An 18,980-nucleotide genomic window follows, 5' to 3' on the forward strand; every position below is an offset into this window, starting at 1 on the left:
ACAAGTTAACTTCGCTTCATGCTGTGGCAGAACCTCCAATATAATGAAATGCGTTACATGAACTATCTTTCGCTAAAGCAATTAGAGAAGAATTTAGAAAGTTCTGACTACAGACTTAAAATCAGGCCAGACTTTGTTATCAACCCTCGCCACAATTGATGTGAAATCATTCAAAATCTAAATTTAGATGATGTGGTAATTACAGACTTGTGGCACGGAGAAATCGAGCAATTTGCCTTATCTTCTAAGAAAAGGGTTTGACCTAGCTCTCAAGTTGAGTATTGACAAGCGACAAGGTGTTATTCGTGAAAGTGAGCGGTATAAGTAGCAAAAGCTCCTGAATCTATGAAATGATTTGTAGAGAGTTAGCTGAGTCTTTGATTAGATAAACCTGGAATGATAATGAAAAAGTTAGTTTTAGATATAGACGGAACTATAACAATTGATAGTGACAAGCCATATTCTGAAAAGCCCGTTAACAAGCAGTTCGTAAAGCAAATGAATGAGTATAAAAGAATGGGATTTGAAATAATCTTATTTACCTCAAGAAATATGCGTACCTACGACGGGAATATAGGGAAAATAAACAAAAATACACTCCCCACACTAATGACTTGGCTTGAAAAAAATGAAGTTCCTTACGATGAAATTTACGTAGGCAAGCCTTGGTGTGGTTTTGACGGTTTTTATGTTGATGATAAAGCTATAAGACCGTCAGAGTTTACGTCTCTATCGTATGAAGAAATACAAAGCTTGCTTAATAAGGAAAATCCGTTCAAGGATGGTGGTAATAAATGATCTTAATAACATCAGCGGCTTATGTGGAAGGGGAACTAGTATCTGAGGTTGGTCTAATCCCACCAAGCTTCCTCCCTATAGGTAACAAACGGCTTTATGAACTGCAAGTTGCTCTCGTAAAATCACAATTCCCTGGTGAAGATATATTCTTGTCAATACCAGCGTCTTTTGAAATAAGCAATTACGATCGAGATATCCTTGAAAAAGATCAGGTTACACTTTTACAAGTTCCGGAGGGATTGAGTTTAGGTAATTCAATACTTTTCTGCTGGAATGCTTCTGCTGCCTTTTTCCAGCAACTAAGAGTGCTACATGGGGATACATTGTTTTTAAATTGTACTCTAGGAAAAAATGACTCTGTGTCTTTGCATGCTAACAAAGGTGTCTATCGGCGAGCCACAGTCAATGCAAGTGATAACAAGACATTATCAATTGTCGAAGACAACTGGTCTGGAGACTCTGACATAGTGCTGTCGGGTTATTTTAGTTTCGAAGAGCCTTTAAGGTTGATGAAATATTTAGTTGAGAGCGGCGGGAATTTTACAAAGTCAATTAGTGCATATTCAGAAAGCTGTAAGCTGTCAAAGGTTACCGATGGTATATGGTTGGACTTTGGTCACGTAAATAGTTTTTATAGTTCTCGCACAAAAATAACCACTCAGCGTGCATTCAACGAATTAAACATATCAGAACGTTTTGTAGAAAAGCACTCAAAGACCAACAATAGAAAAATTTTGGCAGAAGGGAAGTGGTTTGAATCTCTCCCAACACAGTTACGCATCCACACGCCCCATCTGCTTGAGTTAAATGAAGATTCAAATGGCGCGAGGTATAAGCTTGAATATTTATACCTGTTACCTTTAAGTGACCTTTATGTTTTTAGCAAACTCCCGGTTAAGCAATGGAAGTCGGTATTTGAAGCCATAAATAGCGCTTTGGAAGATTTCAGTAATCATAGTTCGTCCAATTCCGATATTGATTTGGAGCAGTTTGACAGTCTTTATTCACCAAAGACAATGGAGCGCTTGGAACAGTTCTATAAGCAAAGAGGGAATGAGTTCAAGTCTAAGACCTTTTTCATTTCTGAGTTGGAAAAATCTTTTACTCTTGAACAGTTGGCTACAGATACGGCAAACTATATTTCAAAAACACAAAAATCTGATATTACGATATCTCACGGAGACTTTTGCTTTAGCAATATTTTATATGACAGTCGCGTAGGTTGCATTAAATGTATAGACCCACGTGGAATGCTACCAAATGGCGAAATGAGTGTTTATGGAGATAAAAGGTACGATTTGGCAAAGTTATACCATTCAGTAATAGGGTTATATGACTTTATCATCGCTGGTCAATTTACTATTGAATCTTCGTCAGAGATAGACTTCCCAGTATTAGGTGAAATTGATCCTAACTTATCTGATTACTTTAGAGCCTCAATTCTTGATAAAACAGCCTATAAAGAGAGTGAGATACTTGCGATAACAATTCAATTGTTTATATCAATGTTACCCCTGCACTCAGATAGACCTGAAAGGCAAGATGCCTTTATAGCAAATTCAATTCGTCTTTATAAGTTACTCATGGAGCTAGTTAAATGATTGTAATACCAATGGCGGGGCTTTCTAGTCGTTTCAAGAAAGCAGGCTATTCACTTCCTAAATATATGCTGGAAGCTCATGGGAAGACACTATTTCACCATTCAATAGAAAGTTTTAAAAATTATTTTAATTCTGAGAAATTTTTATTTATTGCTCTCGACGCTTTCGATACGGAAGTCTTTATTCATGCTGAATGCCAGAAGATGGGAATACGACACTTCGAAGTGGTTATTCTCTCAAAGCCAACAAAAGGACAAGCGGAAACTGTTTTTTTAGGATTGGAAAAATCGAATGTAATTAAAGATGAGCACATATTGATTTTTAATATTGACACTTTTAGGCCAAACTTTGAGTGGCCGAGCTACTTAGATATACAAAGTATAGATGGATATTTAGAGACATTCATCGGGAGTGGGAAAAACTGGAGTAATGTAGAGCCGAAGAATAAAAATGATTACTCCGTAAAAAGAACCGCTGAAAAACAGGAGATATCTGAGTACTGTTGCACTGGGCTATATTTTTTTCGAAGCTTTGAAACGTACAAATCACTCTTTTCATCTTACTCCAAAAAAGATTTGGGGGAAGTCGACGCCGGGGAATACTATATCGCACCTATGTACAACATGATGATAGAAGCTGGCGCGGATGTAAGGTTTAGCGTAATTAGCAAAGATGACGTAATTTTTTGTGGAATCCCTGAAGAGTATGAAGAGTTTAAGAAGCTGCCAGCTTATGAGAGTTAAATATGAGTACTAACTTATATAATTCCAAGTTTTACGACAAACAGTCTAACGACAGTTACGTAAGTGCAAAAGTTGTTCTCTCTTGTATACAAAATATATTTAGCAAAAAAATACGCTTTAATTCTATGCTCGACGTAGGTTGCGGCGTAGGTTCGTGGCTCGCCGCAGCCAGTGAGCTAGGCATTAAAGTTCAAAAAGGATTAGACGGAAGCTATGTCAAGGAAGAGCAGTTTCTTGCTGACTACAAAGCCTTTGTACCTACTGACCTGTCTAAGCCAGAGGAAGTTAAGCTATCGGAGTCTAAATTTGATTTAGCTATTAGCCTGGAAGTCGCTGAGCATATACCTCAGGATAAATCTGATAGCTTTATAGACTTATTAACAAAGTCTTCTGATATTGTATTGTTTTCTGCAGCTATTCCCTATCAAGGGGGGCATGGCCATGTTAACGAAAACTGGCTCGAATATTGGTGTGAAAAATTTCTACATAGAGGCTATCTAGCGCTTGACTTAATTCGCCCTCAAATCTGGTCAGAGAAAGATGTCTGTTGGTGGTATAAGCAAAATTGTATGCTATTCGTGAACATAAGCGCTCAACAGCTGTTACCCGATAATATAGCGTTCACAAAGCCAAGGAGCCTTGTACATCCTGAGCAGTTCATTACAGCGGTGCACAGAGAGCAAACTCAAAGAATATATTCACACAACGAGGACATAAAATACTGGAATAGCTGTTCAAACGATGAAAAAGTTAAGAGTGTTCAAAGCTATGGAACTGAGTATAGCTATACTGAAAATGAGACAGAAGAAGTTATTTCTTTAAGTGAGCTTAAAGAGCGCTTAAAAAGCGAACCAAATGACATACTCATTGATGCTGTTTCACCGATAAAGTCTAAGAACATATATTTTGACGATATTTCTTTGCATAGTGTTAAACATCGAGTTCCCGATTTCCTATGCGTTGGAGCACAAAAATCTGGCACCACTTGGTTAGATTCCTTGTTTAGGCGACAAAAAGGCTTGTGGCTACCTCCCTTAAAAGAGTTAAGCTTTTTTAATAGCTTATCGTTTGAGCCAACATCAGCTTTTTCTGGAAACTGGAGAAGGGGGGCAGCGTTTGATAGATTGAGGATGGCACTGAATAACAATCATGTAATTGATCAAAAGTGGTTCGAAATTCTTAGTCATCTATGTAAGGATAATGTGGACTTAGACTGGTATCTGAGCATTTTTAGTAAAGCTCCTGCCAATAGTCTTGTTGGCGAATTTACACCGGAATATATGCTTTTGCCAGAAGAAGCAATCTCTTGTATTCAACGTATAAATCCAAAATTGAAATTGATCTTTATACTTAGAAAGCCTTCCGAACGAACTGAATCACACCTTCGAATGCTGGCATCCCAAGGTATACCACTAAGTAAAAATTGTATGGAGGACTTAGCAGTTACCGAAAGCGTTAGGTATAGGTCAGAATACAAGATGCACTTAGCGAACTGGAGAAAGTATTTCCCCAGAGAGCAAATGCTAATTCTTGACTACTCTTCAATTAACAGTTCTAGCGAGCGACTTAAGTGCAAGTTAAGTGAGTTTATGAATATAGAGTTTGATTTACCGGCGAGGATTTTTAATAAAAGAGTTCACGCAAGTAAAACAGATATCAAGCTACCATCACTATTTATTCAGGACAGCTATAGAGAACTGGACAGACAGTGGGAGAACATGGAGTTTGACTGATTGTAATTACAAATTGTGTTAATTAGAGGAACCAGTGTGACTAAATTAAGAACGCCTGAACCTTACATTCTAAGTGTCTTGGACTAGTCACACAATTACGGAACTAATATATACTAGCAAACTCTACTTAATCGCGATGCAATGGCATCGAAGTTTTCTCTCATTTTACCATGTGATGGGATAGTTTTTTCTATAACTGATAGTAGATTCTTAGCTCTTTCAATCTGACCAGAAACTTCTAATAAAACAATCGTTTTGAGCATATAAAATTCGGAGCTTTCGAAACCAGTATCTTCAATAACGTCAGTACATTTCTGTGCGTAGTACAAGGCTTCGTCAATTCTCCCAAGTTTTTTCTGAATTTCGGACATATAATCTAAAAATAAGTAGTTGGATTCATTTAGTTCTATAGCTTTTTTTAGTAGTTCAGTTTTACTGATGTAATCGGCTTGAACTAAGCTTAAAGCGAAAAAAGCATAACTTTTAAAGTGGAGGTTTGAAGTTGGTAAGTTAGCATATTTCTCTAGCTTTATGATTTCTTCTTTACTTAAGGATTTGTTTATTATTGCATTGTTGATTTCATTATAAGCTTCACAGCTCCCTATTATATCGGTTGATATATTTTTTAACAGATTATCTTCTGCATCATTAAGCATGCTTTCTATCAAATTTCGTAAGCCAATTTTTCTATCAATAAATGGTGGGACCCTATGTCCACCATTAGTGATCGTCCTAATTCTAACGAAATCGAATTTTCTTAAGCTTTGAACGAAAATATGGTCAGAAAAACAAGCTTCCCCAATTAGAATGTCCGTCTTGATCGCTGATGAAGCGAGAATACTAGTGAGACTCGGTCGCAAATTTTTCTCTAATTTGTCTCTACATAAAGAGTTATAGTATCCACCTTTAGCGCCCAATTCAGCCTCTACGCCAGTAACGATAGCTTTGTCACCGTGGCATAAGGCTCCGTATAAAATCGCACCATAAGCCCCCATCGAGCCACCATAAAAGATAGAACGTTTAGTCCCAAGACTTTTAATCGCCTCCATAATGCTTTTTGATACTTCAGATACATTGTTCCCCAAACCCGGTATAGGTTTGATATACCAATTATTGTCCGGACAATTTATAAACACTAAGTTTGCATTAAAATTTCCTAATGCATGTATAGCGGAGAATTTGTTGGGAGGAACATTGGCGCTGGAAAAAACAATAACGGTAGTATCTTTTGCATTATCAATAATTTTCAAAAATTCAACCGACACTTTTCATATCCTTCTCAAATGCAGCTTCAAGAAGTATTACGTTATATCTATCCCTTGTTAGCCAGCAATTAAATGGTAATATGGAGTATTTTAATCCCTGCTCGTTACAAATGCTCCACATTAAATTATGTGGGGATTTAATCTCAGCGAGCGGGTCATTGAAAGGTTTTTCCCCACTTTCTCGTAAATATTGATATGTACTTGCCACGTAATCAATGTTTTTAGAACTTCCTATGTAAATTTGATCATCTAAAAAGCGTGACACGCAAAAGCCTGTAGCGATTGAATTAGAGGAGATGATACTTTCAATGTCTATCTTCTCACTGACGACTAAATCGGGTCTAATACGAACTACTGCGTCGAATATCATATCATTCGATTCTTCATAATTGCGCTTCATCCGATTGCACTTATCCATCTTGTAAAGCATTTTTTTTGTATTTTCGGATATTTCTATTCCAAAGACTTCTTCTTTGTAATCGCTTTCATCCTCCAAATCTACTATCGCAGAAGGGTAACTCCGGTCTAAATCCTCTGCATTGATGAAATCTTCATCTTGGATTTGTTTTTCAATTTCACCGAAAAAATTTGGAAACTTCGAGCGCATGTCTTCCTCGCTTGAAGAGTTTTGCACTATTAAACCTGCGATTTTGGGAGAAGCGATTCTCGATAGCTGCGGAAAATTAAGTGCACCAGCAGTTTTTCGTCCAATATTTTTCCAAGTACTTATGAAAAATTTTACATCATACTCAGCTAAGGCATCTTTCAGTTTATTGGAAGCGAATTGGTAGTTTCTCATTTGGCCTGATACACAGACGGCGACTTTTTTCTTAGTACTTGATTTAATTTTTGTCTTAGAAAGTAAACTATTTAGTTCACAAGTTTTGATAAAACCTTTAGAGAAAGACTTCCTATAGATTGCAGATAAATATTTCCCTCTGTTTAAGCTTATCGTAACGAGAAAAGGAACACGCAGCTTACTCTCAAGCTTTGGAATTAACTTTCTTAGTCGTTTAATTCTAGTAAAAATTACCAAAAGTCTATTAGCCGTAGCGGCTGAAGCATTATGCAAGTAGGGATCTGCTTGCTTTTCATCAAATTTTTCTATGTCCAATAATTCTATTATCTGTTCGTCCTTTAATTCAGTAAAAAAATTACTCGAACTGACGAGAGATAGAATACAACTTTCTTTTGCAATAGAAGCGGCTTTTTCCCATAGCCCGTTCGCGATAAGAGCGTTAATAGTCAACTCACGATCTGAAAAGTCATTAGCACTTTCCATTGAGAAGGCATAGTAAGGGGCATTTAATAGGTTATAGTTTCGTAACTTATTGTTCATTTTTTGTATAACACTCAAACCATTCTAAATTTTTTTCTTGGTATTTGATAACTTCATCAATTGCGTTCTGGGAAATATGATATTTTTTTCCAACATGAACTTTTTCATTAGCATCAGCAATAAATCCTTCACTTTCTATACCTAAAAATTTACTAAGTTTCTTCAACTGTTCTCTACCATCGATTTTTAAGTTGTCTGATAACAATGGCAGAAAATTTTCTTCGCCGAAGTGACAAGTCCATTTATCTATGATCTTTTGATAATTTCCACGTTCAATAACATCCCAATCGGATGCACAAGACTTAACAAAATCGTCTATATCGGACTGTTTAGAATTTTCATCAAATCCATTTTGCAAAAGGCGCATCCGAATACCAGACAATGCTCTTTGAATAGGGTCTCTCATCACGAATATAATTTTTAGATTTGGATATTTTTGTTTTAAGCTATTTACATGATCGTGATTCAGGAGCGAATATTCGGGGGTCATTTCACCTTTAATACTGTCTTTGGGAGCAAAATTGAATACTTGCTCATACCATTGGTAGTCAATATTCGCCGACTCGCCAATATGTACTGCTTGTTTAATTTTGGCCCAGTCAATGGTAGGTGAATTATTTAATGCAAAAGAAATTGCCTTTGATGCATGAGAGCTTCTATGTTTTGATGTCCATTTAAAAGCGTCTGCCATGTAAAACGAATTGAAAAACTGCAGCTCTTTTACAACTGGCGTCCAAATATCAGGGTGGCTTTTAAACATTTTATCAAGCCAGGTTGTTCCCGCTTTTTGTGCACCTATAACTAAGAAATCGGGTTGTGACATTTTGTAATCTCCTAATTTTTAAAAGTTCTGTCTGCTATTAAAAAAATTATTTTGCAGGAACTTTTCCCATGTAGGAAAAAACTGCATGTCGTAGTTGCCTTTCTCATTGCTTCTTTTGAGGTAATGCAATTGATTATGAGTGATATTTCTTATTTCGATATCATATTTTTCTGCAATTTCTAGCATTATTTGCTCACTATAGGAGAGGTCGCAATCACTCTTAGTATTTATAATGATTTTCGGAAAGCCAGATGATACTGTAAATAGATTGTCAATATCACTTAGCGACGCTATATCTACATAACGTGATGGCGTTTCACCAGCTAAAAGAGATATGAATTGGTCAGCAAGTGAGGTATTCGGACTTCCTATTACCCAACATTCTTCAATTTTTTGTTTCGTTACCTCTAGATCTAAATGGATGTGCCCTAGAGAAGGGAAATAGTGTTTATCTACAATACTATTGTAAGATTTGTATGTTAGCTTATTCTTAATTTTATCTGACTCGATTGGAATAAGTGAGATAACTAATGTATTAGCTTCTATTTTGATATCAGGAAAGGTTTCACTCAGATTTAGTAGTGTAGTCGGTTTCTGTTCTGTGATGATCTTTTCTAAGTCTTGGGCTTCAACAAAATTTATAAATTTTGAATGAGGGCGGCCCTCTGTTGGCTTTCCAACCACAAAGTAAGAAGCATTTTTAAAGTTCCAATTACATAGATCAATCTTAGCTTGTGCTATGTAGTGAGCCAGTTTGTTTTTCATACCATATTCACTTGGCAATAAAACGAAAACTTGCTTGCGCTTAAGAATGTCTTCTTTGAGCTCTGAAAGTTCATCCCAGATTTTTTGCTCAGTGACTTTATGAGATTTTGCTGATGCATCTGAAAGATAAATTAGCTCATCCGATGCGTAAGAACAGTCAGTCATTGCTAATGCCATTTCTTCAAATGATGTAAGCTCATGAAAGTCATGGCACGCGGTAAATCCTTCCATAGCGTGCTTATGCGAAAACATTGGCTTCGTATGCGATAGGGCTTCCGCAACTTTAATTTTTAACCCTGTTGAAAATTCCATTGGGATGATAGCAGCGTGAATATCATCATAAAATTGGTCAATACTGTCTACATAGCCAACGGTCTTAAAAAATGGGTTATCTTGAACTTCAATTTCATTACAAATAGAACCGGCTATTTCAACCGTTAGCGGCGCACAATATTTCTTAAAGATTGGCGTAGCGCGCTCTATAAATCTTAAAATATTAACTCTGTTAATATTATTGTTCGCACCAATGAAACCGAACTTTACCCCTTCTTCAGTACTTGGAGAAAACGCTTCTCTCCTGTCGTCAATATGTAGAAGTGTAGAAACCTTAGCTTTTGTCCCCATCATTTTGAAATCAGCTTCTTCTTCTTCTTTAATTGCCCAAACTAAATCAGCTCGGTCCAGTGCAATTACTTCCTGATCTTCAGTAGTATGAAAGAACTCTTTGCCTATCCCTTGACTTGCAAGTAACTCACGTCGGCCACTAAATTTGTCATGTGTGTCGAGGACTTTGTAGGTCTTTTCTGGTGCTAGCTCAAGTGCTTTGCTCAGCCACGTATAGTTGACAATACAAACATCATACTCACGAGAAGCGAATGTTTTAGATAGGTGGTTATCAAGTGCCCAGTCCCACCATTCATCTATACGATGGTCGTCACCTTCTTTTGGCCAGTCATGTAAAGGCTTCGAAGGCCACACGTGGTCAACTATATCCCATTGTTCGTCCATTCTTTTACGCGTTTCGATAGGAATATAATCTCGCCAATCCCCCTCGCTTGCATAATGTACGTAATGAATTTCAAATCCCAAAGATTGAAGTTTAGAACAAACGCTGTAAATCCTTTTTCTATTTCCATAGTTCAAAGGCCAAGTGGGGGTGGGTGCGACTACTAACGCTCTTAGAGCTTTATTCTTTTCCATCTTCAATTCCTTCAAGTCCATCGAAGCCTGCAAGGGTTAGAATAGTGTTCGCATATATAGCTGAAAGTTGCCATTGAAATTCACCCGCATCGTCTGTTGCGAAATATAGTCCCTGAAGGTTGCGGTACCTTGGCGGAAGACTACATAGGTAATCTTTTATATTAGTAAGCTGGTCAGCAAGATTTTTTTCAGCCTTTGACGGGTTCATCATGAAATCAGAAGCAGCTTGCCATGCTGAGCGGCGTCTAAACCAGTCTCGTGTCAAACGTTTTCTCTCTACAAGATGGTCGACACTTGCTTTAGGGTTATAGACCTCTATGTATTCGCTTTGCTTGACAAAGTTTATTAATTCACTTTCTTCGTTAGATAGTAAGACTTGTCCGCCACCTTTTCGGCCTAAATTGGTACTGAAACCGCCTGCTGCTTCTAACACCTTTTTGGAAAATGAGATATTTGCACCGGCAAACCATTCGTTACTTCCAGCTACTCTTAGTTCGCCCCCCCAATCAACAACCGAAACGTTGCCTACGAGTGCGTCGCCAAGCCAGGAAGGTCTTGGGATTTCCCAGATAGGTGCGATACGACCACCAACAACTCCAACATTGTCGAAACTTTCAAAGGCATTTAATACTTCTTCTATCCAAGCCTGAGACGCGATTGCATCATCGTCTAAGTAAGATATGTAAGGAGACTTCGCTAGTTTGAAACCGACATTGCGGGCATTAGATAAACCTGGAGTCTTTTCGAACACGTAAGTTAAGTTTTCAATTGATTCGAAGTCTTTCTTTACTGATGCACCTTCACCTGTTTCAGCATCTGGTGTGTTATCAATAATGAGAACTTCAAACTTATCATCATCTAGCGTTTGTTGGGTAAGGCTCTTAACAGCCTTTTTCAAAACTTCGTACCGATTATATGTACAGATAACGACCGAAATAAGAGGCATTTTATAGAACCTCCAATTTGTGAAAGGCAATACCTAACTTCCTGTTATCAGAGGATTCTGGCTTCACCTCAGAAGGTGAAAATAGATGGGGAATAAATAGACTTATTAAAGTATCCTGAACTCTTGAGCTCGCGGGTAAAGCAGCAATAAGTTCAATACCTTCATTTCTTTTTTCGAAGTCATAGCTGACTAAGTTACCATCTACGTATAATTTAATTGAGTTCAGTATTTCTGGCTTAATTGCATTTACAATTGAAATACGCAGTGTTTTTTCTTGTGTTCTATCAACGGGTACGTGGAAATTGTTCAGCCTTTCAGGACCTGTCCAGCGGTAATGACCTTCGTCACCATAAGCTTCCGCCTCATAAAAATTGTCGCCAACTGGGACCACATCGTTGGCATCAATGAGCACTCTCGGCAACTTACTTCTCGTCATCAGCGTAACTTCTGGTAAGTTAAAGAAAAGTTCACTGTCGTACACAGCTTCTTCTAGTTTTTTGATGTGAGCTTTTTGGCTTTTTATGGTTGCGTATAACTCAGCTACTTTTTCTAGTATGTATTCAGCTCTTTCTTCCGAACGATGTGACGAAAACTCGCCTTTCATTTCATTGAAAATTTGATCTTTATCGGTCATCTCGTTTTAACTTCCAAATTATTGCTGGTTTTAATTATAAAATGCATAGGTATTCTGTAATAAAATTACTGGTGAGTCTATGCCTGAATAGGAAGTTCCGCTTTAAACTGGGTGGGGGAAATCATATACTGCAATCGAGAAGTTTATTTTTAAATTTAATTTGCTAAGGCTCCATCAATGAGAAAAGGAATAATACTAGCTGGCGGATCTGGCACACGTTTGCACCCGTTAACTAAGGTGGTAAGTAAGCAACTTATGCCTGTTTACGACAAGCCAATGATTTTTTATCCGTTAACAACGTTAATGATGTCGGGCATCCGTGATGTACTCATTATCACTACGCCTGAAGAGCAGCAGCGATTTATCGACCTTATCGGTGATGGCTCAGCGTTAGGAATGAACATTCAGTACGCGGTTCAGCCTTCGCCAGATGGTTTGGCACAAGCTTTTCTTATAGGTGAAGAGTTCATTGGCAATGATAGCTGTTCACTGGTTCTTGGTGACAACATTTATTACGGCCACGATTTAAAATTGTCTTTGCAGAATGCGTATAAGCAAGAGCATGGTGCAACGGTGTTTGGTTATCACGTTAACGACCCTGAACGCTACGGCGTGGTCGATTTTGATGATGACTGGAATGCACTTTCAATAGAAGAGAAGCCAGCTGTTCCCAAATCAAACTATGCCGTAACCGGTCTTTACTACTACGACAACCGCGTAGTCGATTTTGCTAAAGAAGTTAAGCCATCACCCCGTGGTGAACTGGAAATTACTGACTTGAATAACTTATATCTTCAAGATGGAAGTTTGAAAGTAGAGCTAATGGGCCGAGGCTCTGCTTGGCTTGATACGGGCACACTAGACTCACTTCTTGATGCAGCAAACTTCGTTGCGGCTATCGAAAAACGCCAAGGGTTGAAAGTATGTTGCCCAGAAGAAGTAGCCTACAGAATGGGCTATATCAACGCTGAGCAGCTTGAAAAGCTTGCGGCACCACTAAAGAAGAGTGGTTATGGCGATTACCTGCTTAAAGTGATTAACGATAGAGTTAAGATCTAGCTTCATATCAAATTTTAAAAGGTGGCAATGCCACCTTTCTTCTTATTTTAAATTGCCAGTTTGTACGGAAAGTAAATGCAAGTAATTAAAACAGACATCCCTGATGTAAAAATCATCGAGCCTAAAGTATTTGGTGACGAGCGAGGTTTTTTTCTAGAAACCTTTCGCACCGATTGGTTTAAGAAAGAATGTGCAGGTGTAGATTTTGTTCAGGATAACCATTCTAAATCTAGCCAAGGTATCCTTCGTGGCCTTCATTATCAAATGGAGCAAACCCAAGGGAAATTAGTACGTGTAGTTAGCGGTGAAGTATATGATGTAGCCGTAGACATGCGTAAAGACTCACCTACATACGGTAAGTGGGTTGGGGTAACGTTATCAGCAGAGAACAAACGTCAGTTATGGGTACCTGCGGGCTTTGCTCATGGCTTTTATGTAACTAGCGAATCTGCCGAGTTTGTGTATAAGTGCACAGACTATTACCACCCAGAATCTGAAATATCAGTTAAGTACGACGACCCAACCTTAAATATCGACTGGCCTTTAGTCAATGGCGAGAAGCCTTCTCTATCAGGTAAAGATGAGACGGGCTTGGCATTTGTAGACGCACCTACGTTTTAATTGTCATTGATTTTTTTCACTGGCTTTTTATTGGTGTTTTACTAGGTATTAGCGATTAATGAATATTGTAATTATAGGTAAGTCTGGGCAGTTAGCATTTGAACTTTCTCGTGAACTAGAAAATAGCGAGCATCAAGTTTCGTTTTTGGGGCGTGATGATATTGATATTACGAGTGCCTCTAATATTGAAGAAACGCTATCGTCTTTATCGGCTGAAGTTGTAATAAACGCATCGGCCTATACAGCTGTTGATAAAGCCGAAGAAGATACCGAGGCGTGTAATGCTATTAATATGCTTGCCGTTAAAAACTTAGCAAACTTCTGCAAAGCTAACGGCGCTTTCATGGTGCATGTGTCTACTGACTATGTGTTTAACGGTCATAAAGGTTCACCTTATTTAACTGACGACACCATTGAACCACAAGGTGCTTATGGCAAATCAAAAGCAGAAGGCGAAAAAGCGCTGCTTGAAATACTGCCAGGTGCTAGCTGTCTAATTCGCACAGCTTGGGTTTACTCTTCGCATGGTAATAACTTTGTGAAAACCATGCTGCGTTTGATGGCTGATAAACCTCAGTTGGGCGTAATAGATGATCAAATTGGAACGCCTACGTGGGCTAAAGGTTTAGCTGAAGTTTGTGTTACTGCTGCTTTGAATAAAAACAGTGGCGTGTATCACTGGACTGATGAAGGTGTAGCTAGCTGGTATGACTTTGCTTTAGCTATTCAAGAGCTAGGTGTCGAGAAAGGTTTGCTAGATAAATCAATTCCAGTGTTACCTATACCGTCAAGCCAGTATCCAACGCCTGCCAAGCGCCCGCATTACAGCGTATTAGATAAGCAAACCGCGCGCGAAGCGTTTGCGGCGTGTAAGCCCACGCACTGGCGTAAGCAGTTAGCCAGCATGCTAGACGAATTGAAAGCGTAAGCGACAAGAACAAGATTATACTTTTGGTAAAAAGAAAATGAATAAAACAATTTTAGTAACAGGTGGCGCGGGCTTTATTGGCTCTGCAGTAGTTCGTCATCTTATAAACGACACTGACCACACAGTGATTAATTTAGATAAGCTAACCTACGCGGGTAACTTAGAGTCATTAACACCTGTTTCAGGCAGCGACCGCTATAGCTTTGAACAAGTTGATATTTGTGATGCTGAAGAAGTAAAGCGTGTATTCAATACACACCAGCCAGATATTATTATGCACTTGGCTGCAGAGTCACACGTAGACCGTTCAATTGACGGGCCAGGCGAGTTTATTCAAACCAATGTTGTAGGTACATACACATTGCTTGAACAAGCAAGAGCGTATTGGTCTGAACTTGAGGGCGATAAAAAAGCTGGGTTTAAGTTTCATCATATTTCTACTGACGAAGTATACGGTGACCTTCCTCACCCAGATGAAGTAGAGCCAGGAACAGAGCTTCCACTCTTTACGGAGACTACCCCGTATGCACCAAGTTCACCTTACTCAGCAAGTAAAGCAAGTTCAGATCAGCTAGTGCGTTCGTGGCTTCGCACATACAAGCTACCAACCCTTGTAACTAACTGTTCAAATAATTACGGCCCGTACCACTTCCCGGAAAAGCTTATTCCGTTGGTTATTCTAAATGCCCTAGCAGGAAAGCCGCTGCCTGTATATGGCAAAGGTAACCAAATTCGTGACTGGTTGTATGTTGAAGACCATGCACGTGCATTAGTTGTGGTTGCACTAAACGGTGAAATTGGTGAAACCTATAATATTGGTGGTCACAACGAAAAACAGAACATTGAAGTGGTGCAAACTATTTGCGCTATTTTGGATGAAGTAAAGCCAAAAGATAGCAATTACGCTGAGCAAATTACCTACGTACAAGACCGCCCAGGGCACGATATGCGCTATGCCATTGATGCTAGCAAGATTGAGCGCGAGCTAGGATGGAAGCCTCAAGAAACCTTCGAAAGCGGTATTCGTAAAACCGTTGAATGGTATTTGAATAACGAAAGCTGGTGGAAAGCTGTTTTAGACGGTAGTTACCAAGGTGAGCGTTTAGGTACCGGAAGCTAGTTAGCTCTTATGAGCTTTGAAGCCTCAGCTTACTTAATTTGCTGAGGCTTTTTTGTTTTCAAATGCAATATTCACGTAGTGGTGTGATTGTTGCTTTATTAGCAATATTGCACTTACGCTTTATGTTGAAATGATGGTTTTAGATTGAAACGCACCGACTCATCAGGGTTTCTCTGAATCAAGCACCTTTATGATGCATTGTTCATGAGATTTTCAAAAAACTCTGGCAATATATAGCAAGAACATTTTAATAATTATTTCTATCGCTGATAGTGAATAGGATTGGAGAAACAGTAAATGGGAAGTACGTTAGCTAAGTACAAAATAGCTGTAGCAGGCACAGGCTATGTAGGGCTTTCAAATGCAGTGCTACTTGCACAACACAATGAAGTGAAAGCGGTCGACTTAGTTCCGGAAAAAGTTGAGATGCTTAACAACAAAACGTCTCCAATTGAAGACAAAGAAATTTCAGAATATCTAACAACTAAAGAGCTAAACCTTGAAGCTACGTTAGATGCACAAGTTGCGTATAAAGACGCCGATTATGTTGTTATTGCAACACCAACAGATTACGACCCTCAAACTAACTACTTCAATACAGGTAGTGTAGAGGCGGTTATCAAAACAGTGATGGAAATTAATCCTGATGCTGTGATGATTGTAAAATCGACCGTACCGGTAGGGTTTACGAAAGACGCAAAAGCACGCTTCGGTACTGAAAATCTTATATTCTCGCCAGAGTTTTTACGTGAAGGTAAAGCACTTTACGATAACCTTCACCCTAGCCGTATCATAGTTGGGGAGCGTAGTGAGCGTGCAGAAGTGTTCGCTAAGCTACTGCAGCAAGGCGCTATTAAAGAAGATATTGATGTGTTGTTTACCGATAGCACTGAAGCAGAGGCTATTAAGCTTTTCGCTAACACTTACCTAGCAATGCGTGTTGCGTACTTTAACGAACTAGACAGCTATGCAGAGCGTAATGGCCTAGACACCAAGCAGATCATTGAGGGTGTTGGCTTAGACCCTCGTATTGGTAACCACTACAACAACCCAAGTTTTGGTTACGGTGGTTATTGCTTACCAAAAGATACTAAACAATTGCTCGCTAACTACAGTGAAGTGCCGAATAACATGATTCAGGCCATTGTAGATGCTAACCGCACCCGTAAAGACTTTATTGCCGATTCAATTGTAAGCCGTGGCCCCAAGGTTGTTGGGATCTACCGCCTTATTATGAAGACCGGCTCAGACAACTTCCGAGCCAGTGCTATTCAGGGAATCATGAAGCGCATTAAAGCGAAAGGTATTGAAGTTGTGGTTTACGAACCAGTACTTAAAGAAGATGACTTCTTTAACTCGCGCGTAGTAAACGATTTAGAAGAGTTTAAGAAAATTTCTGACGTAATCGTAGCCAACCGTGTAACGGGCGATATTGAAGACGTAATAGATAAAGTATACAGCCGCGACCTGTTCAACGCTGACTAATAAAATAATTGAGATTGCGAAAAGCATCAGTCTTTTCGCAATCCACCTCACAAAAAACTTCCCAAATCCCAAAATTCAAAATAGAATCCGCACCAATTCAACTCCTGCCATCAAGCCTTAAGATTACTCACACCCGGCGGGGAAGAAGCATGCTTTAAATATGGGGTCAGAGTACATTTCTGCCTCCAATACTATCTGTTCACTGGTTACTGAAACCAGTAAACAAAGTCTTGAGTTCATGCTACCTACCATATTACCCAGCGTGAACTTCGTTTCGTTTAGTTTGCTTTTATTAGCGGAGTCGTTATGAATAGGCTGCGTGAGCTTTCCAGCCAAGTGATGGATGTTTACCAATCTCTTTCCCAAGAATTCAGCGCATATCAATCAAGTCAGTCATTAAACTGTGTTGAGAAATGCGGCGCATGTTGCAATAAACCCGACATTGAAGTGTCGCCTTTAGAAATGCTGCCATATGCACTGCATCTGTTTGATAGTGGTCAAGCCGAACAAGTATTCGATGAGCTTCAAAGCTATAGCGGTTTTGCATGCAAGCAATATCAACGCTTGAGTTTAGACGGTACAGAAGGCTACTGCGGAATTTACGAACACCGACCTGGCATTTGCCGCATGTTCGGTGCAGCAGGTTATAAAACCAAATCTGGTGAAGCCACGCTTTCGGTATGCAAACCAATAAAGCAAGCCGTACCTGAAAAATATGCGGCCGCGCTAATTTCTATACAGCCACAGCGTTTAGATACCTTTGAACAGCCATTAATACATGATATTGCTGCAAACAGTGAGGTTCGATTTACATCGGCAAAGCCGCCAATGATCGCAGAAGGTAGGCAAAAACTGGCTCAACTAGATTATGAATTGGGTGAAAAGCTTATGCCTATCAATGACGCACTACGCTTTGTGTTAGAAAAAATTCTGACATTAAGTTTTTATGCGCAAGATACAGATGATGGTGTTGCTGCTCAAACAAATAGAAAGCATAAAATGTACACTGACCCCATAACCCAAAGCTTTACGCTAAAATTCCACGTGCCGATTCCACGATTGCCTCACTAATTGTGTAGTCAGCTCGGCTTTTACCGGTAATAGCGTAGTATCTTTCATTAAGAGTATTAGCGTTACCTATGCAGTGCACGCCATATTGTTCTTCTACGTGTTTTGAAATGGCTGATGGGGCACAGAACACGCCGAAGTCCTCGCTGCCAAATAACTTTAATAACGCGGTATCATCAAACTCGGCCACAATTTTTGGGTAAAGCTGTTCGGTTTCAAGCCAGCTTGTAAGTGCTTGGCGTATGCCCGACGTGTTTCCTTGAATAAGTAACGGCATTTGGTTTAAACAATCTGGAAACTGTAGCCCTTCATTTAGGGGCGACTTAGCAAAAAAGCTTAATGAGCTTTCCCCTAAGAAGTAGCTGTTAGCGCTAATTTGCGTACCGGGCGCTATGCCTCTGTCAGCAACAATAAAGTCGATAGCATTTATAGCCAACTCCTTTAGTAAACCATCAAAGCTATCTTCCTTAATTACGTACTTTACTTGCGAGAACATGCGCATGGTGTCGTGCACGAAATCATAAAAAAGCACTTTTGGAATACCATTTGTAATACCTATTACGAATTCCTTCGTATTTACTTCATCGCTATTGTTAAGTATTTCAGCCAGTTGGTTACCCTTATGAAATATTTCGCTGGCATACTGATAACTTACTTTACCCCGAGCGTTTAGGTACAGCCGCTTGTTTATTCTGTCGAATAATGAATAACCAAGCTGACTTTCAAACGTGCTCAGTTGCCCGCTTACCGTTTGAGGAGTAACGTGGAGTAACTTAGCTGCTTTGGCAATGCTACCTTCGCGGGCGACTAGATAAAAATAATAGAGATGGTGGTAGTTAAGATGATGCATGC

The 18,980-nt window shown here is 39.2% G+C and carries 17 protein-coding genes; 10 read left to right on the forward strand and 7 right to left on the reverse strand.

Annotated features, from left to right (window positions below; all coding sequences use genetic code 11):
• Positions 1–402 precede the first annotated feature (402 nt).
• Genes ACXAER_RS12600 through ACXAER_RS12615 form a run of 4 tightly spaced genes read left to right on the forward strand, consistent with a single transcriptional unit; the run spans position 403 to position 4,875 of the window.
• Positions 403–798, forward strand: coding sequence for an HAD family hydrolase (locus ACXAER_RS12600; RefSeq protein WP_474829685.1), 396 nt, complete (start codon positions 403–405; stop codon positions 796–798).
• Complete coding sequence (locus ACXAER_RS12605) at positions 795–2,399, forward strand: capsular biosynthesis protein (protein ID WP_474829687.1); 1,605 nt, start codon at positions 795–797, stop codon at positions 2,397–2,399. Before ACXAER_RS12600 ends, ACXAER_RS12605 begins: the two co-directional genes overlap by 4 nt.
• Positions 2,396–3,142 (forward strand): glycosyltransferase family 2 protein, encoded by a 747-nt coding sequence (locus tag ACXAER_RS12610; RefSeq protein ID WP_474829689.1) that lies wholly within the window; start codon positions 2,396–2,398, stop codon positions 3,140–3,142. Before ACXAER_RS12605 ends, ACXAER_RS12610 begins: the two co-directional genes overlap by 4 nt.
• 2 nt (positions 3,143–3,144) lie before the next feature.
• On the forward strand, positions 3,145–4,875 hold the full coding sequence (locus tag ACXAER_RS12615; protein WP_474829691.1) for a class I SAM-dependent methyltransferase: 1,731 nt from the start codon (positions 3,145–3,147) through the stop codon (positions 4,873–4,875).
• 113 nt (positions 4,876–4,988) lie between these two features.
• Here ACXAER_RS12615 and ACXAER_RS12620 read toward each other — a convergent pair whose 3' ends face one another.
• The 6 genes from ACXAER_RS12620 to ACXAER_RS12645 are packed head-to-tail and all read right to left on the reverse strand — an operon-like array spanning position 4,989 to position 11,847.
• The gene (locus ACXAER_RS12620) at positions 4,989–6,140 is read right to left on the reverse strand and encodes a tetratricopeptide repeat protein (RefSeq protein WP_474829693.1); all 1,152 of its coding nucleotides are present in this window, start codon (positions 6,138–6,140) and stop codon (positions 4,989–4,991) included.
• Positions 6,130–7,479 carry a hypothetical protein gene (locus ACXAER_RS12625; RefSeq protein WP_474829695.1) on the reverse strand — a complete coding sequence of 450 codons (1,350 nt, stop codon included), beginning with the start codon at positions 7,477–7,479 and terminating at the stop codon, positions 6,130–6,132. The genes ACXAER_RS12620 and ACXAER_RS12625 overlap by 11 nt, the downstream gene beginning before the upstream one ends.
• Complete coding sequence (locus ACXAER_RS12630) at positions 7,469–8,302, reverse strand: sulfotransferase family protein (RefSeq protein ID WP_474829697.1); 834 nt, start codon at positions 8,300–8,302, stop codon at positions 7,469–7,471. Before ACXAER_RS12630 ends, ACXAER_RS12625 begins: the two co-directional genes overlap by 11 nt.
• 18 nt (positions 8,303–8,320) lie before the next feature.
• Positions 8,321–10,267: a glycosyltransferase gene (locus ACXAER_RS12635; protein WP_474829699.1), complete on the reverse strand. Its 1,947-nt coding sequence runs from the start codon at positions 10,265–10,267 to the stop codon at positions 8,321–8,323.
• A complete protein-coding gene (locus ACXAER_RS12640; RefSeq protein ID WP_474829701.1) occupies positions 10,254–11,213 on the reverse strand; it encodes a glycosyltransferase family 2 protein in 960 nt (319 codons plus the stop codon). The genes ACXAER_RS12635 and ACXAER_RS12640 overlap by 14 nt, the downstream gene beginning before the upstream one ends.
• 1 nt (position 11,214) lies before the next feature.
• Positions 11,215–11,847, reverse strand: a complete 633-nt coding sequence (locus ACXAER_RS12645; protein ID WP_474829703.1) for a hypothetical protein — start codon at positions 11,845–11,847, stop codon at positions 11,215–11,217.
• A 177-nt stretch (positions 11,848–12,024) separates the two neighbouring features.
• Between ACXAER_RS12645 and rfbA the strand changes: the two genes are divergently transcribed.
• The 6 genes from rfbA to ACXAER_RS12675 all read left to right on the forward strand — a co-directional run bounded on the left by rfbA (position 12,025) and on the right by ACXAER_RS12675 (position 18,131).
• On the forward strand, positions 12,025–12,906 hold the full coding sequence (gene rfbA, locus ACXAER_RS12650; protein WP_474829705.1) for a glucose-1-phosphate thymidylyltransferase RfbA: 882 nt from the start codon (positions 12,025–12,027) through the stop codon (positions 12,904–12,906).
• Positions 12,907–12,981: 75 nt separating this feature from the next.
• Entirely contained in the window at positions 12,982–13,527 is a 546-nt protein-coding gene (gene rfbC, locus ACXAER_RS12655) for a dTDP-4-dehydrorhamnose 3,5-epimerase (protein WP_474829707.1), read from the forward strand.
• Between the two features lie 58 nt (positions 13,528–13,585).
• Complete coding sequence (gene rfbD, locus ACXAER_RS12660) at positions 13,586–14,455, forward strand: dTDP-4-dehydrorhamnose reductase (protein WP_474829709.1); 870 nt, start codon at positions 13,586–13,588, stop codon at positions 14,453–14,455.
• Positions 14,456–14,492: 37 nt separating this feature from the next.
• Complete coding sequence (rfbB, locus tag ACXAER_RS12665) at positions 14,493–15,575, forward strand: dTDP-glucose 4,6-dehydratase (protein ID WP_474829710.1); 1,083 nt, start codon at positions 14,493–14,495, stop codon at positions 15,573–15,575.
• A gap of 297 nt (positions 15,576–15,872) precedes the next feature.
• On the forward strand, positions 15,873–17,060 hold the full coding sequence (locus tag ACXAER_RS12670; protein ID WP_474829712.1) for a nucleotide sugar dehydrogenase: 1,188 nt from the start codon (positions 15,873–15,875) through the stop codon (positions 17,058–17,060).
• 306 nt (positions 17,061–17,366) lie between these two features.
• Entirely contained in the window at positions 17,367–18,131 is a 765-nt protein-coding gene (locus tag ACXAER_RS12675; protein ID WP_474829714.1) for a YkgJ family cysteine cluster protein, read from the forward strand.
• Here the strand turns inward: ACXAER_RS12675 and ACXAER_RS12680 are convergent.
• Complete coding sequence (locus tag ACXAER_RS12680; protein WP_474829716.1) at positions 18,088–18,978, reverse strand: LysR family transcriptional regulator; 891 nt, start codon at positions 18,976–18,978, stop codon at positions 18,088–18,090. The genes ACXAER_RS12675 and ACXAER_RS12680 overlap by 44 nt on opposite strands.
• Positions 18,979–18,980 lie beyond the last annotated feature (2 nt).

The organism is Alteromonas sp. AWJ4_199, assembly GCF_056159165.1.